This window comes from Rhizobium sp. NZLR1b, from assembly GCF_019685155.1.
Classification (GTDB): Bacteria; Pseudomonadota; Alphaproteobacteria; order Rhizobiales; family Rhizobiaceae; genus Rhizobium.
Genome location: NZ_JABDWC010000014.1, coordinates 19,880 through 33,358, shown reverse-complemented (window position 1 = coordinate 33,358; position 13,479 = coordinate 19,880). Strand labels below are relative to the sequence as shown.

Below are 13,479 nucleotides of genomic sequence, written 5' to 3'. Positions count from 1 at the left end.
TCGGGAGGCAGGCGGCGCCGGCCGGCGCAAGGGATATAAAGAAAGAAAAACCCGCGCTAGCCCAAACCAGCGCGGGTTTCCCAAAATCAAAAATTCAAAGCTTGGGAAGCGCTGGTTACTTGACCGCGCCTTCAAACTCGTTCGCCGTGCCGGCTTCCTTGAGGTACTCAAGAGCCTTCTTGGCGGCGTTGACCAGCGCGCCGAATGCTTCCGGCTCGTGGATCGCCATGTCGGAGAGAACCTTGCGGTCGACTTCGATGCCAGCCTTGGTCAGGCCGTCGATGAAGCGGCCGTAGGTCAGGCCGAATTCCCGGACAGCGGCGTTGATGCGCTGGATCCAGAGCGCACGGAAGTTACGCTTGTTGACCTTGCGGTCGCGGTAAGCGTACTGCTTCGAACGATCGACAGCAGCCTTGGCAGTCCGGATGGTGTTCTTGCGACGGCCGTAAAAGCCCTTTGCGGCCTTCAGAACCTTCTTGTGCTTGGCGTGAGAGGTGACGCCTCTTTTTACACGTGCCATATCATGATCTCCTTAAATCTAGCGTTCGCGGACGAGTCTCAGAGACCGTTCGGCAGGTAATTCTTGATAACCTTGCGGCCATCCGGTTCTGCGAGAACCATGGTGCCACGTGCATCGCGAATGAACTTGTTGGAACGCTTGATCATGCCATGGCGCTTGCCGGCAGCGGCAGCCTTGACCTTGCCGGTTGCGGTGATCTTGAACCGCTTCTTGGCAGAGGACTTCGTCTTCATCTTGGGCATTTTGCTACTCCTTCTGTCCTCCCTGCGCGCTTCATCAAAAAAGCCCTTCTCGCGAAGTCCGGTTCTCCGGCCGTCGCAACAAGGTGCGGGAGCGTTTGTTGTTGATCTGCGGCATCGGCGACGAACCGTTCCGCAAGCATTCGAAACTGCCACGGCATGCCCTGCCGGTCAGTTCGGACGCGCGCTTATAACCGCAGCGTTCTGAAAGTGCAACGGGGCGGCGGAGGAATCTTCGCGCATCCAGTACAAGGCCCGAATCATCATGGCCGAAAGCACAAAAGCCGCCCTTGCGGACGGCCTTGGGGCGAAAAAGTGCCTGGCGCTTACTTCGGCGCCAGCACCATCATCATCTGGCGGCCTTCGAGCTTGGGTTCGGCTTCGACCTTGGCGAACTCGATCGTATCAGCCTTGACCTGCTGCAGAAGCTTCATGCCGAGTTCCTGGTGGGCCATTTCACGGCCGCGGAACTTCAGCGTCACCTTGACCTTGTCGCCTTCGTCGAAGAAGCGACCCATCGCCTTCATCTTCACCTCATAATCATGGGTGTCGATGTTCGGGCGCATTTTGATTTCTTTGACTTCGACGATCTTCTGCTTCTTGCGCGCCTCGGCAGCCTTCTTCTGGTTGGCATATTTCAGCTTGCCCAGATCGAGGATCTTGCACACAGGCGGTTCGACATTGGGGGAAATTTCGACGAGATCGAGGCCGGCTTCCTCAGCCATTTTCAAGGCCTGGTCGGTAGGCACGACGCCCATATTCTCGCCGTCAGCCCCGATCAGCTGAACTTTGGGAATGCGGATTTCACGGTTCGAGCGCGGTCCGTCCTTCACGGGCGCGTCGGTTTTAAAAGGTCTGCGAATGGTCGTATTCTCCTCGCGTTGTTTTCGGAACGTTGCAGCCTCGCGCTCCCATATCGGGGTGCACAAACGTGTCGCGTCATCGCTGCAACGGAGTCAATATCATCCTTTAGCGGAAAAATCACCCGCTGTCAGCCTGCCAAGAATCTGTTTTATAGGCCAAAATAACAGGAGTTTCGCCGATGTTCGATCAGATGCCCAATGCCCAGCCGCAGTTCCTGACGGTCGGCGAGGGAGAGGCAGCGCGCGAGATCGCCATGCTGGTGCGCCCGGCGCAGGCCGGCAATGGCGCACCAGCGCTCGTCTGGCTGTCCGGCTACCGGTCCGACATGAGCGGCACCAAGGCAGTGGAACTCGACGGGCTGGCGGCGGAACTTGGGCTCGCCTGCATCCGTCTCGATTATTCCGGCCACGGACTGTCCGGCGGCAGCTTCAGCGACGGCACGATCTCACGCTGGCTGGAGGAAGCGCTTGCCGTCATCCGCTACGTTGCCCCCGAGCGAGTGATCCTCGTCGGCTCGTCGATGGGCGGCTGGATCGCGCTCAGGTTGGCGCAGGAGCTTGCGCGGCAGGACGGCCCGAAGCTCGAAGGCCCAAAACTCGAGGGGCCAAAACTTGAAGGGCCAAAACTCGAGGGGATGGTGCTGATTGCGCCGGCCCCCGATTTCACCTCCGAGCTGATCGAGCCGAACCTCAAGGCCAAGGAGCGCAAGTCGCTTGCCGAGCGGGGTTATTTCGAAGAGCGCTCGCCATATAGCCCTGAGCCGAACATCTACACACGGGCACTGCTCGAGGACGGCCGCGAAAACCGGGTGCTCGACGGCATCATCGAAACGGGCTGCCCGGTGCATATCCTCCAAGGCATGAAAGACGCCGACGTGCCGCATGCGCACGCGATGAAACTGGTCGAACATCTTCCCGCCGACGACGTGGTGCTGACATTCATTCGCGACGGCGACCACCGGCTTTCCCGCGCGAGCGATATCGCGCTTCTGCTTAGCGCCGTCAAAGGCATCATCCGTTCATCGACAAATGTGCAGATGCCCGTTTGAACAGCACCGGCCGAGAAATTCCCCTGACGCAAGCCCCCAACCCGTTGCATTTTAACCATGTCGGCGAGTCGTAAGGTGCTCCCAAGAAGTAACGATTGACTCTTCTTGGCCCTCTCCATTAACACTTTGTTAATAAATAAGGGGCGATGCGAGGAAGAGCGGGCGTGCGGATAAAGGGTATTTTTGTGGCCATGATGGCCATGTTTGCGATGGCAACGGCCGCCATACCGGCCCCCAGCAGAAATGCTTCCATGGTAACGGGCAATGCCACCTCCCAGCCAATTGGCCACTACGATTTCTGTCAGATCCACCGCAGTGAATGCGGCGCAAACCGCAATTCTGGCCCGGTCGAGATGACGCCGGCAAAGTGGTCGCTGGTGCGTTCGGTCAACGCCACGGTCAACCGCACGATCACGCCGATGACCGACAAGGAAATCTACGGCAAGGATGAGGTCTGGGCCTATCCGACCACTGCCGGCGACTGCGAGGATTTCGCGCTGCTGAAGCGCCGGACGCTGATCCAGCGCGGCTTTTCGGCTGCCGATCTGCTGATGACCGTCGTGCGCAAGCCTGACGGTGAAGGCCATGCCGTGCTGACGCTGCGCACCGCCGAGGGCGATTTCGTGCTCGACAACCTCGCCTCCGACGTCAAGCCGTGGTTTGGAACGCCCTATTCCTTCGTCAAGCGGCAGTCGAGCTACAATTCCGGCCGCTGGGTCACCATCGAGAACGGCCGCGACGTACTGGTCGGCGCACTGCGGTAAGGATTTTTGGGGGGTGTGGGGAAAGGCCGGCGAAAGTCGGCCTTTTTGTTTTTCTGGACGGCGGAGAGGCGTCTACCGTTACCTTTCGCTTCCGCTCAAGGTGTTCGTCGCTAACGCTCCTCACCCATTGCCAATCAGAATACCGGCGCCGAGCACCAGGCCGCCGCCGAGCACCACCTGGAAGGCGGCGCGCAGGAAGGGTGTTTCCATGTAGCGGTTCTGGATGAAGGCGATTGCCCAGAGTTCGAAGAAGACGACGATGGCAGCGGTGATGGTCGCCGTCCAGAAGTGCGGGATGAGGTAGGGCAGAGCGTGGCCGAGGCCGCCGAGCGCCGTCATGATGCCGCAGGCAAGGCCGCGTTTGACCGGCGAACCTCTGCCGGAGATCTTGCCGTCGTCGTGGGCGGCTTCGGTGAAGCCCATCGAGATGCCGGCGCCGACGGAGGCCGAAAGGCCGACAAGGAAAGTCTGCCAGGTATCCTGCGTGGCGAAGGCGGCGGCGAAGATCGGCGCCAGCGTCGAGACCGAGCCATCCATCAGCCCGGCAAGACCCGGCTGTACATAGGTCAGCACGAACTGCCGCCGCACTGTCTCGTTCTCGTCATGTTTGACATCTTCAGGCGTATGTTTGTCGCCCAGCATGCGGGCGATGTCCTCATGCCCTTGTTCGGCAAGGGCGAGATCGCCGAGAAGCTCGCGTGTCGAGGCGTCCGAGGTGCGTTTTGCCGCCTCGACATAGAAACGATAGGCCTGCTCCTCCATCGCCTCGGTTTCCCGCCGCATCGCATCCAGCGTAAGATTTGCCCTGAGCCAGTCGGGTTTGCGTTCGTAAAAGCCCTCGACATGTTCACGCCGGATCAGCGGAATGCGCTCGCCGAAACGCTGGCGATGGATATCGAACAACGACTTGCGATGCGTATCCTCGACCTCGGCCATATCTTCGAAGACCCTGGCGGAGGCCGGAAATTCGCGGCGCAACCTATCGGCATAGGCGAGATAGATGCGGGCATCGTCCTCCTCGGAGGCGATCGCAAGGGCGAGAATCTCCTGCTCGGACAGCGACTCGAAAGATCGTTTCGGGGATCTGAAAAACCGCGCCAGCATGACTTTCTCCAATTTTTTAGAATAATTCTAAATCTAGAGAAGGTGGCAATAGCGGTCAAGTGTGTAGGAAGACTCGCCGACAGATTGCCGCAAGGGGCGCGGATGACTTTGGCCCGTTGCCATGACGGCCTATATAAGGGCTGCCGCATCACGCGGCGCCGGGGTTTTTGGAATGATGAGTGAGATTCAGGGCCGCCCTGCCCATGTCGCGGCGATCCGCGAAAGGGCGGAGGCCGAAATGCGGGAAATGGGCGTCGACGCGGCCTTCATCGACAGGCTGGTCGAGACTTTCTACGCCCGCGTGCTTGCGCATCCCGATCTCGGCCCGGTGTTCGACGCCAGGCTGTCTGGCCGTTGGCCGGCGCATATGGCGAAGATGAAGAGCTTTTGGTCGGCGGTCGCCTTCCGCAGCGGCGCCTATGGCGGCAAGCCGGTGCAGGCGCATACCGGTGTCCAAAACCTGACGCTTGACCTCTTTCCGAAGTGGCTGTCGCTGTTTGCTGCGACGCTCGACGATATCGCCCCAACGCCAGAGGCCAAGGCCTGGTTCATGGCGACGGCGGAGCGGATCGCCAAGAGTCTGACGCTCTCGTTGTTCTACAATCCCGCCCTCGACGATCCGACCAAGAAGACGGGCTGATCCCTACTGCTTTGCGGAGAAGGTGGCGCCGGCGCTTGCGGCGACGACCAGGGCCGTTCCGGCCATCTGCAGAAGGGTCAGGGGCTGCGCCAGAATGGCAAAGCCTGCAAGCGCCGCAATCGCCGGCTCGAGACTCATCAGGATGCCGAAGGAGGTCGTCGGCATGCGCCGCAGGGCAATCAGCTCCAGCGTGTAGGGCAGCAGCGGCACGAGAATGGCGAGGCCTGCCATTTCGATCAGGCCGTAGCTATCGAGCGCCGGCACGGCGCCTGAGAAGCCGAAAGGTGTGGCGACGAGAGCGGCGACCATGAGCGACATGGAAAGCCCTTCCAACCCCTTGAAGCTTGCGCCGATCCTCTTCGTGAGCACGATATAGATCGCCCAGCCGGTTCCCGCGCCGCAGGCGAAAAGAATGCCCTGGATATTCCCAACCCAGCCTTCACCGTCATGGGCAAGAGCCAGAACGCCGAGCGCGGCAATGAGCGGCCAGACGAGACGCCGACTGAGGCCGTAGCCGATGGTCGCCACCGAAAGCGGGCCGAGAAAATCGATCGCCACGGCAAGACCGAGCGGTATGCGCTCGATCGCCGCGAAGAAACTCATGGTCATCAGCGCTGTCGTCGTGCCGAGAACCAGAGCGCTTGTCCATTGCTCCCGGCTATAGCTGAATATGCGCGGACGGACGGCGACGGCCAGAATGATGGCGGCAAAGGCAAGGCGCAGCCAGCTGGCGCCGGCTGGTCCATAGGTGGCGATGGCGGAGGAGGACAGCGCCGCGCCGAACTGAATTGAGGACATGGACATGAGGCACATCAGGGCACCCGCCGCCAGGCCGCCGGATGTTGCCGGCGCTTCGATGGCCAGCACGCCGGAACCGTCGTTCGTTCTGTCTTCCATGTGCGTCTCCGATTGAGCGCTCTTCATACGAAGGCGATTTACGACCGACAAATTCAAACTTCTGATCCAGGCAGCAAAAGACCTGATGTATCAGAGGCGGCCGGAGAGGATCACCTCTTCAGCGTCTTCGAAGCTCATCTCGAAGATCTTCTTGCCGATCTCGAAGCTGAAGCCGTTGCGGGCGAAAGCGGAGAGCTCCTTGGCCTTTCGCTTTTCGTCGAGTTCGACCCGGCGGAAGGGACCGAAGGCGCGCTTGCGGGCAAATATCGCTGCCGCATAGAGGTCGTCAGCCTCCGCAAGTGCCGTCTCGACCTTGTCGCTGGAGACACCCTTGGCTGTCAGTTTCCGGGCGATCGCGCGTTTCGATTTGCCGCCGCGCACGGCAGAGCGCGTGCTGATCTCGGCATAGGCGCTATCGTCGAGAACCTTGTTGTCATAGGCAAATTTGACGGCGAAATCGGCAACGGCCTTGAGTTGCGCCGCCCTGATATCCTCGAACTTCTCCCTGGCCTTGCGAGTGATGGCGTCGAAGAGCTGCTTTTCCGTCATCATCCGCCGCTCCAGGCGATAGATGGCGGAGTTGCGCGCCCAGCTCAGCATGCGGGGTGTCGGGATATCGGATGGAACGGTCTCGTCGGTCATATCAAGCAATCAGGCTTCCAGACCCTTGAGGACATTGGCAACGTTGAGCCCGATCTCCGGCACACCGTAACCGCCCTCCATGCAGGTCAGCACCGGCAGGCCGGCAGCGGCGATCATCGCGCCCATGCGGGTGAAATCGTCAGAGGTCAGGCTGAAAAAGGAGATCGGGTCGCGTTCGAAAGTATCGACGCCGAGCGCCACGACGATCGCCTCGGCGCCGAAGGCCTTGATGCGGGCGAGCGCATCGGCAAGGGCCGAAGACCAGACCTCCCAGGGCGTGCCCGGCGGCATCGGATAATTGCGGTTGGCGCCGGTGCCATCCCCCTCGCCTTCCTCGTCGGCATGGCCGAGGAAATAGGGAAAGGCCTGCATGGGATCGCCATGCAGCGAGGCAGTGAAGACATCGCCTCTGTGATAGAAGAGATCCTGCGTGCCGTTGCCATGGTGGAAATCGACGTCGAGCACGGCAACTTTGGCCGCGCCGCGGTCGAGCAGCCGCTGCGCCGCCACGCCCGAATTGTTGATGAAGCAGTAGCCGCCGAAGAGATCGATGCCGGCATGGTGGCCGGGCGGGCGGCAGAGCGCGAAGGCGAAACGATGGCCCTGCGCCAACCAGTCGGCGCCTGACACCGCGCAGCGCATCGAGGCAATCGCCGCCTCATAGGAGCCCTTGGTGATCGAGGTGTCGGCGGCATTGGCATAATGGCCGATCGCGCCGACGATATTTTCGGGCACACGCTGGCTGGTGCGGCGCACCGGGAAGGAATTGGCGATCGCCTCCCCTTCGAACCCCGCCGCCACCCAGCGATCCCAGACGGTGGCGAGAAAATCGAGATAGGCAGGATCATGCACCTTCCCAGCCGTTTCCAGTCCGTGCGCATCGGGCGCGACGACATCGGCAAAGCCCGCCTCCTTCACCGCCGCGAGGATCCATTCGGCCCGGAACGGCGCCTCGAAGGGCGTCACCAGTTGACCGGCGTAAAGCTCGGTCCTGGCGTCGCGCAGCTTGTGGTCTTCGGAATAGATGACGCGCATTTCAGATCCTGCCGTTGGTTGAAGTCGAGATTTACACGGGTTGACCCCAGCAAAAAAGCCGCAGGAGGCATTGATCGCCGAGGCAGATAACGCCACCTTCACCAGTGTTTTGAGAACGAGGAAATTTCCCGCATGAAAGTGCTGATGGTCGATGTCGACGGCGTGCTCATTCATGGTCGCCCGGCCGACGGCCTGCCGCACTTCACCTATCTCGAGCGCGATCTCGGGCTGCGCCTCGAGCTGTTGCAGCAGGAATTCTTCCAGACCTGCTGGGGCGATATCATCATCGGCCGTGAGCCGTTGGAGCCCGGGCTTGCCAAAGTGCTGGCAAAGATCGCGCCCCATCTCAGCGCCGCGACGCTGATCGATTACTGGTTCGAAAACGATCGCCGCCTCGATCTCGACTTGCTGAAAGAGCTTGCCGCGCTCCGGCAAAGCGGCATCACGCTTTTCCTGGCGACCAACCAGGAGCACAGGCGGGCGCGCTACCTGATGGAAGAGGCTGGCCTCGGCGCGCATTTCGACGGCATCCTCTACTCCGCAGCGCTCGGACACCGCAAACCTTCGCCTGAGTTTTTCCGGCTGGCGACCGAGCGGGCCGGTGCCCTGCCCGGCGAGATCGCCTTTATCGACGATATGGCGGAAAATATCGAAGCGGCGCGGCAGTTCGGCTGGAGTGCGGCGCAATGGACGGCGGGCGCCAGGCTGCACGAGACGCTTTCCGCCTTCAGCCATCCGCGATAAGCCGTCTGGGATGAGCCGGGCCGGCGCAATCAGGCGAGCCGCTTATAGAACAGGGTGGTATCGCAGAAGCCGCCTTGCGGCCACAGCGCATAATCCGGGATGACACCGACGCGCTGCCAGCCGAGGCGCGGATAGATCGCCTCGGCATCGCTGCCGGTTGCCGTATCAAGCACCAGCAAGGTCTTGCCACGCCTTGCCGCCTCGCGCTCGGCGGCATCCATCAGCAGCCGGGCAAGGCCACGCCCGCGGGCGGAGCGATGCACCAAGAGCTTCTTCAGATCGCCGCGATGCGGCTGGTTCGGCATCTGCGCGGCGCCTACCTGCACCGTGCCGACGATCTGACCGTCGAGTTCGGCGACCAGCAGCAGGTTCCCGCCGGAGGCGACCGCATCGGCGACATCGCGCCAATAGGGCACGGCATCCTCAGAACCGTAAGGTTGCATGAAGCCGACGGAAGCGCCGCCCGCGACGCAATCGGCAAGCACCTGCGCCAGCGCCGGAATGGCGGCGCGCGCCTCCTCGGCAGAAAGGGTACGAATGTCGGCCATGCTGTTCTCCTGAAATGAAGCTGTTAGCGGCCGCCGCGATCGAGCACGACGCAATAGCTCGCCGGGGCATGGCCGGGATTGTGGAAGACATGGCCCTCGCCGACGGGCATGAAGAGACAATCGCCGGGGCGCAGCCGATAGACCACCTCCCCCGCCGTCATCTCCAGCTCGCCGTCGAACAGCCAGACATGCTGGGTCATGCCATGGGCGCTGGCATGCGGGGGGAAGCTGACGCGGGCGCCGGCCGGAAATTCGACTTCGACGATGTCGACATCGGAGGCGGTGCCCGGAGCCGACACAGACCTTCTGAGATAACCGGTCTCCGGGTCGCGCCAGACCTGCTGCTCCTGCCGGCGGGCAAGCGGCGAGGCCTGCTGCCCTTCCTCCGCGAAGAAGGCCGAGAGCGACAGGCCGAGGGCGGCGCAAATTCTGGCCAGCAGCGAGGCGGTCGGGCTCGCCTCCGCCCGCTCGATGCGCGAAATCATCGCCCGGCTGACGCCGGAAAACGCGGCAAGATCCTCCAGCGTCAAGCCCTTTTCCAGCCGCAGCTTGCGGATGCGGATGCCGATTGCCTGTTCCAGTTGGTCTTCCATCTCTAGATCCATGATTCCACTATAAGAGAAATACATGATCCGATGATGGAATCAACTCTCTTCAGGCGGTCGGCGCTGACCTTGCTTTCGCCACAGCCTCGCCGATATATGGCAGCGCAATTCAGATGGGAGAAAACGATGGACGCCAGCACGCAGAGCACCGAACTGACGGCAAGCTTCACGGCCGCCGCCTGGGACAGGATCGCGCCCGTTATGGCCAAGATCGAGGTCTTGCCGCTTCTTACCCGCCTGTCCGACGGCACGCTACCGCCGGAGGTTTTCCGGCACTACATTCTGCAGGATGCGCTCTACCTGAAGCATTATGCGCGCTGCCTGGCGATCGTCGCGGCCAAGGCGCCCGACAATGCGCAGGTGCTGCGCTTCCTCGGTTCGGCGCAGAAGGCGATCACCGTCGAGCAGGGCCTGCATGCAGGCTTCCTCGCCCAGTTCGGCATCACCTCCGCGGATGTGACATCAGCCGAACCCTCGCCTGCCTGCTTTGCCTATACCAACTTCCTGCTTGCCACCGCCTATCACCGCTCCTACGCGGTGGCGCTTTCTTCCATCCTTCCCTGCTTCTGGATCTACTGGCACGTCGGCGAGGCGATCAAGAACCGGCCGGCGATCGAGGGCAACGCCTTCCAGGCCTGGATCAACACCTATGGCGATCCGCAATTTGCCGCCGGTGCCCGCGAGGTGATCGCGCTGACCGACATTGCCGCCCGCGCCGCGTCACCGGTGGAGCGCGCCGAGATGAGCGATGTCTTCGTGCGCGCCTCGCAATATGAATGGATGTTCTGGGATTCAGCCTGGCGGCTGGAGACGTGGCCGGTCTGATCCGCGCCCGACCGGCCGACAAAATAGCGTAAACAGCGGGATAATTACCGCTTTGCGGCAGGGGGCGGCGCTGCTATATGGCGCGCATGAGCACCAATTCCACCACTCCGCTGTCCCATATCCGCAACTTTTCGATCGTGGCCCACATCGACCACGGCAAATCGACGCTGGCCGACCGGCTGATCCAGACGACGGGCGGCCTTGCCGAGCGCGAAATGTCCGAGCAGGTGCTCGACAATATGGATATCGAGCGCGAGCGCGGCATCACCATCAAGGCCCAGACCGTGCGCCTGCATTACCAGGCGAACAATGGCGAGAAATATATTCTCAACCTGATCGACACGCCCGGCCATGTCGACTTCGCCTACGAAGTCTCGCGGTCGCTATCGGCCTGCGAGGGCTCGCTGCTCGTCGTCGACGCCAGCCAGGGCGTCGAGGCGCAGACGCTCGCCAACGTCTACCAGGCGATCGACAACAACCACGAAATCGTCACCGTCCTCAACAAGATCGACCTGCCGGCCGCCGAACCCGACCGCATCAGGGAGCAGATCGAGGAAGTGATCGGCATCGACGCTTCGGAGGCCGTGCTGATTTCGGCCAAGACCGGCCTCGGCATTCCCGACGTGCTGGAGGCGATCGTTAACAAGCTGCCGGCGCCGAAGAGCCCCGGCGGCGACAAAGCGCCGCTGAAGGCGCTGCTGGTCGACAGCTGGTACGACACCTATCTCGGCGTCATGGTTCTCGTGCGCATCATCGATGGCGTGCTGACTAAGGGTCAGACGATCCGCATGATGGGCACCGATGCGAAATACCAGGTGGAGCGCGTCGGCGTGCTGACGCCGAAGATGGTCAATATCGACAGCCTCGGCCCCGGCGAGATCGGTTTCATCACCGCCTCGATCAAGGAAGTGGCCGATACCCGCGTCGGCGATACGATCACTGAGGACAAGCGGCCGACCGCCCAGGCGCTGCCGGGCTTCAAGCCGGCGCAGCCGGTGGTATTCTGCGGCCTGTTCCCGGTCGATGCCGCCGACTTCGAGGATCTGCGCGCCGCCATGGGCAAGCTTCGCCTCAACGACGCCTCGTTCTCCTTCGAAATGGAATCGTCGGCTGCCCTTGGCTTCGGTTTCCGTTGCGGCTTCCTCGGCCTCCTGCATCTCGAAATCATTCAGGAGCGGCTGGAGCGCGAGTTCGACCTCGACCTCATCGCCACCGCACCCTCCGTCGTCTACAAGATGTTCATGACCGACGGCACGGAGCGCGAGTTGCACAACCCGGCCGACATGCCCGATGTCGTCAAGATCTCCGAAATCCACGAGCCGTGGATCCGCGCGACGATCCTGACGCCTGACGATTATCTCGGTGGCATTCTGAAGCTTTGCCAGGACCGCCGCGGCATCCAGATCGAACTCACCTATGTCGGCACGCGCGCGATGCTGACCTATGACTTGCCGCTCAATGAAGTCGTCTTCGATTTCTACGATCGGCTGAAGTCGATCTCGAAGGGCTACGCCTCCTTCGACTATACGCTGACCGACCACCGCGAGGGCAACCTGGTGAAGATGTCGATCCTCGTCAATGGCGAGCCGGTCGACGCGCTATCGATGATGGTGCACCGGACGGCGGCCGAAAAGCGCGGCCGCGACATGTGCGAAAAGCTCAAGGAGCTGATCCCGAAGCACATGTTCAAGATTCCGATCCAGGCGGCGATCGGCGGCAATGTCATCGCCCGCGAGACCATCTCGGCGTTGCGCAAGGACGTGACGGCGAAATGCTACGGCGGCGACGCCACCCGCAAGCGCAAGCTGCTCGACAAGCAGAAGGCCGGCAAGAAGCGCATGCGCCAGTTCGGCAAGGTCGAGATTCCGCAGGAAGCGTTCATTGCAGCGCTGAAGATGGGCGACGAGTAACGCTTCTCAATGGCATCTGATGCGCATATAGTGTGCGCATCAAACCAAGGAGATCGTCATGGCGCAGCATGCGAGAAAAGCAGCGAACCTCTCTCTCGATGAAGGTCTCGTCTCGCAGGCGCGCGACCTCAAGATCAATATATCCAGGGCGGCGGAAGATGGAATCGCGAAAGCCATAAAGGCGGAACGCGAGCGGCTGTGGCGTATCGAGAATGCCGAGGCCATCGCCGCTTCCAATGCCTATGTCGAAAAGCACGGCCTGCCGTTTCAGAAATATCGCCAATTCTGATGGCGCGGTTTCACGTCTACAATCTCGTGCATACCGATGCGCTTGCTCTCGATCTGCAGTCAGATCTGCATGGCGAGCTGACGACGCGGATCATGGCACCGATGCTTCCGCTGCAAGCTCTTCCCAAAATAATGCGCCAGCTCAATCCGCAATTCGTGATCAACCACGTGCCATACGTGATGGCGACCCAATTTGTCGGCGCGATTTCCATTAAAGAGATCGGCGTCGTCGCCGCGGATCTCACCTCCGACAGCGATCGTATCACCAGCGCCCTGGAATTTCTCTTCCAGGGCTTCTGAGCCGTCATCCCTTGCCCATATACTCCTTCACCAGCCCCTCATAAGCGTCCATTTCGGGCAGCGCCTCATAGCTGTGCACGGCGCCGGTCTCGGCAAAGGCCAGCTTCTCGCTCGTCCAGGTCTCGATGAAGGGGGTGAACCAGCTGGGATCGCCGAGCATGGTGACACGCAGGTTGACAAACCAGTCCATGCCTTCCGGACGGGTGAACATCCAGCTCATGCAATGCGGGCAGAAATAATGTTTCGTAACGCCGTGCAGGCCGCCGATGACGGGCTCGCCTTTCGTCACCTCGAAGCCTTCACTGGGGATGGCGGCGCTGAGCGAATAGGCGCTCGCGGTCATCCTCTGGCAGCCTGTGCAATGGCAGGCCATGGTCAGCAGCGGCGGCGCGCTGATCTTCAACCGCACCTGGCCGCAACGGCAGCCGCCTTCCATGGGTAGGGTTTGCGCTGTCATGATATTTCTCCCGTTTGCCGATGATCTAGCGGAATGATCGCCGCTGTCG

The 13,479-nt window shown here is 61.5% G+C and carries 18 protein-coding genes; 8 read left to right on the top strand and 10 right to left on the bottom strand.

Features of this window, described 5'->3' with window-relative positions:
- Positions 1–115 precede the first annotated feature (115 nt).
- The 3 genes from rplT to infC form a co-directional block, all read right to left on the bottom strand.
- Complete coding sequence (gene rplT / locus HJB84_RS19710; RefSeq protein WP_209879723.1) at positions 116–520, bottom strand: 50S ribosomal protein L20; 405 nt, start codon at positions 518–520, stop codon at positions 116–118.
- A 38-nt stretch (positions 521–558) separates the two neighbouring features.
- On the bottom strand, positions 559–762 hold the full coding sequence (gene rpmI / locus HJB84_RS19705) for a 50S ribosomal protein L35 (RefSeq protein WP_003544621.1): 204 nt from the start codon (positions 760–762) through the stop codon (positions 559–561).
- A 323-nt stretch (positions 763–1,085) separates the two neighbouring features.
- Complete coding sequence (gene infC, locus HJB84_RS19700) at positions 1,086–1,622, bottom strand: translation initiation factor IF-3 (protein WP_081525788.1); 537 nt, start codon at positions 1,620–1,622, stop codon at positions 1,086–1,088.
- A gap of 179 nt (positions 1,623–1,801) precedes the next feature.
- On the opposite strand from infC, the gene HJB84_RS19695 reads away from it, so the two are divergent.
- The gene (locus tag HJB84_RS19695; RefSeq protein ID WP_221116660.1) at positions 1,802–2,671 is read left to right on the top strand and encodes a carboxylesterase; all 870 of its coding nucleotides are present in this window, start codon (positions 1,802–1,804) and stop codon (positions 2,669–2,671) included.
- Positions 2,672–2,835: 164 nt separating this feature from the next.
- A complete protein-coding gene (locus tag HJB84_RS19690) occupies positions 2,836–3,435 on the top strand; it encodes a transglutaminase-like cysteine peptidase (RefSeq protein ID WP_207582537.1) in 600 nt (199 codons plus the stop codon).
- A 120-nt stretch (positions 3,436–3,555) separates the two neighbouring features.
- Here the strand turns inward: HJB84_RS19690 and mbfA are convergent, their stop codons facing one another.
- The gene (mbfA, locus tag HJB84_RS19685; RefSeq protein WP_221116659.1) at positions 3,556–4,539 is read right to left on the bottom strand and encodes an iron exporter MbfA; all 984 of its coding nucleotides are present in this window, start codon (positions 4,537–4,539) and stop codon (positions 3,556–3,558) included.
- Positions 4,540–4,711: 172 nt separating this feature from the next.
- Between mbfA and HJB84_RS19680 the strand changes: the two genes are divergently transcribed.
- Positions 4,712–5,179, top strand: coding sequence for a group III truncated hemoglobin (locus tag HJB84_RS19680; protein ID WP_221116658.1), 468 nt, complete (start codon positions 4,712–4,714; stop codon positions 5,177–5,179).
- A 3-nt stretch (positions 5,180–5,182) separates the two neighbouring features.
- Here the strand turns inward: HJB84_RS19680 and HJB84_RS19675 are convergent, their stop codons facing one another.
- The 3 genes from HJB84_RS19675 to HJB84_RS19665 all read right to left on the bottom strand — a co-directional run bounded on the left by HJB84_RS19675 (position 5,183) and on the right by HJB84_RS19665 (position 7,753).
- On the bottom strand, positions 5,183–6,076 hold the full coding sequence (locus tag HJB84_RS19675) for a DMT family transporter (RefSeq protein WP_221116657.1): 894 nt from the start codon (positions 6,074–6,076) through the stop codon (positions 5,183–5,185).
- Between the two features lie 90 nt (positions 6,077–6,166).
- Positions 6,167–6,718 (bottom strand): recombination regulator RecX, encoded by a 552-nt coding sequence (gene recX, locus HJB84_RS19670; protein ID WP_221116721.1) that lies wholly within the window; start codon positions 6,716–6,718, stop codon positions 6,167–6,169.
- Between the two features lie 9 nt (positions 6,719–6,727).
- Positions 6,728–7,753: a histone deacetylase family protein gene (locus tag HJB84_RS19665; RefSeq protein WP_221116656.1), complete on the bottom strand. Its 1,026-nt coding sequence runs from the start codon at positions 7,751–7,753 to the stop codon at positions 6,728–6,730.
- Between the two features lie 132 nt (positions 7,754–7,885).
- On the opposite strand from HJB84_RS19665, the gene HJB84_RS19660 reads away from it, so the two are divergent.
- Positions 7,886–8,497, top strand: coding sequence for an HAD-IA family hydrolase (locus HJB84_RS19660; RefSeq protein ID WP_221116655.1), 612 nt, complete (start codon positions 7,886–7,888; stop codon positions 8,495–8,497).
- Positions 8,498–8,526: 29 nt separating this feature from the next.
- Here HJB84_RS19660 and HJB84_RS19655 read toward each other — a convergent pair whose 3' ends face one another.
- A complete protein-coding gene (locus HJB84_RS19655) occupies positions 8,527–9,045 on the bottom strand; it encodes a GNAT family N-acetyltransferase (RefSeq protein WP_207582531.1) in 519 nt (172 codons plus the stop codon).
- 23 nt (positions 9,046–9,068) lie between these two features.
- Entirely contained in the window at positions 9,069–9,638 is a 570-nt protein-coding gene (locus HJB84_RS19650; RefSeq protein ID WP_207582530.1) for an XRE family transcriptional regulator, read from the bottom strand.
- A gap of 138 nt (positions 9,639–9,776) precedes the next feature.
- On the opposite strand from HJB84_RS19650, the gene tenA reads away from it, so the two are divergent.
- The 4 genes from tenA to HJB84_RS19630 all read left to right on the top strand — a co-directional run bounded on the left by tenA (position 9,777) and on the right by HJB84_RS19630 (position 12,973).
- Positions 9,777–10,475, top strand: coding sequence for a thiaminase II (gene tenA, locus HJB84_RS19645; RefSeq protein ID WP_221116654.1), 699 nt, complete (start codon positions 9,777–9,779; stop codon positions 10,473–10,475).
- A gap of 77 nt (positions 10,476–10,552) precedes the next feature.
- A complete protein-coding gene (gene lepA, locus HJB84_RS19640) occupies positions 10,553–12,385 on the top strand; it encodes a translation elongation factor 4 (RefSeq protein WP_221116653.1) in 1,833 nt (610 codons plus the stop codon).
- Between the two features lie 58 nt (positions 12,386–12,443).
- Positions 12,444–12,674, top strand: coding sequence for a type II toxin-antitoxin system CcdA family antitoxin (locus HJB84_RS19635; protein ID WP_088940105.1), 231 nt, complete (start codon positions 12,444–12,446; stop codon positions 12,672–12,674).
- A complete protein-coding gene (locus HJB84_RS19630; RefSeq protein ID WP_221116652.1) occupies positions 12,674–12,973 on the top strand; it encodes a CcdB family protein in 300 nt (99 codons plus the stop codon). The genes HJB84_RS19635 and HJB84_RS19630 overlap by 1 nt, the downstream gene beginning before the upstream one ends.
- Before the next feature lie 4 nt (positions 12,974–12,977).
- On the opposite strand, the gene HJB84_RS19625 is transcribed toward HJB84_RS19630, so the two are convergent.
- A complete protein-coding gene (locus HJB84_RS19625; RefSeq protein ID WP_221116651.1) occupies positions 12,978–13,430 on the bottom strand; it encodes a GFA family protein in 453 nt (150 codons plus the stop codon).
- Between the last annotated feature and the right edge of the window lie 49 nt (positions 13,431–13,479).

Bases quoted from the DNA above. Each gene is read 5' to 3' on its own strand.
- rplT (WP_209879723.1), bottom strand. From the start codon at position 520: ATGGCACGTGTAAAAAGAGGCGTCACCTCTCACGCCAAGCACAAGAAG.
- rpmI (WP_003544621.1), bottom strand. From the start codon at position 762: ATGCCCAAGATGAAGACGAAGTCCTCTGCCAAGAAGCGGTTCAAGATC.
- HJB84_RS19695 (WP_221116660.1), top strand. From the start codon at position 1,802: ATGTTCGATCAGATGCCCAATGCCCAGCCGCAGTTCCTGACGGTCGGC.
- mbfA (WP_221116659.1), bottom strand. From the start codon at position 4,539: ATGCTGGCGCGGTTTTTCAGATCCCCGAAACGATCTTTCGAGTCGCTG.
- HJB84_RS19680 (WP_221116658.1), top strand. From the start codon at position 4,712: ATGATGAGTGAGATTCAGGGCCGCCCTGCCCATGTCGCGGCGATCCGC.
- HJB84_RS19675 (WP_221116657.1), bottom strand. From the start codon at position 6,076: ATGGAAGACAGAACGAACGACGGTTCCGGCGTGCTGGCCATCGAAGCG.
- recX (WP_221116721.1), bottom strand. From the start codon at position 6,718: ATGACCGACGAGACCGTTCCATCCGATATCCCGACACCCCGCATGCTG.
- HJB84_RS19665 (WP_221116656.1), bottom strand. From the start codon at position 7,753: ATGCGCGTCATCTATTCCGAAGACCACAAGCTGCGCGACGCCAGGACC.
- HJB84_RS19660 (WP_221116655.1), top strand. From the start codon at position 7,886: ATGAAAGTGCTGATGGTCGATGTCGACGGCGTGCTCATTCATGGTCGC.
- HJB84_RS19655 (WP_207582531.1), bottom strand. From the start codon at position 9,045: ATGGCCGACATTCGTACCCTTTCTGCCGAGGAGGCGCGCGCCGCCATT.
- HJB84_RS19650 (WP_207582530.1), bottom strand. From the start codon at position 9,638: ATGGAAGACCAACTGGAACAGGCAATCGGCATCCGCATCCGCAAGCTG.
- tenA (WP_221116654.1), top strand. From the start codon at position 9,777: ATGGACGCCAGCACGCAGAGCACCGAACTGACGGCAAGCTTCACGGCC.
- lepA (WP_221116653.1), top strand. From the start codon at position 10,553: ATGGCGCGCATGAGCACCAATTCCACCACTCCGCTGTCCCATATCCGC.
- HJB84_RS19635 (WP_088940105.1), top strand. From the start codon at position 12,444: ATGGCGCAGCATGCGAGAAAAGCAGCGAACCTCTCTCTCGATGAAGGT.
- HJB84_RS19630 (WP_221116652.1), top strand. From the start codon at position 12,674: ATGGCGCGGTTTCACGTCTACAATCTCGTGCATACCGATGCGCTTGCT.
- HJB84_RS19625 (WP_221116651.1), bottom strand. From the start codon at position 13,430: ATGACAGCGCAAACCCTACCCATGGAAGGCGGCTGCCGTTGCGGCCAG.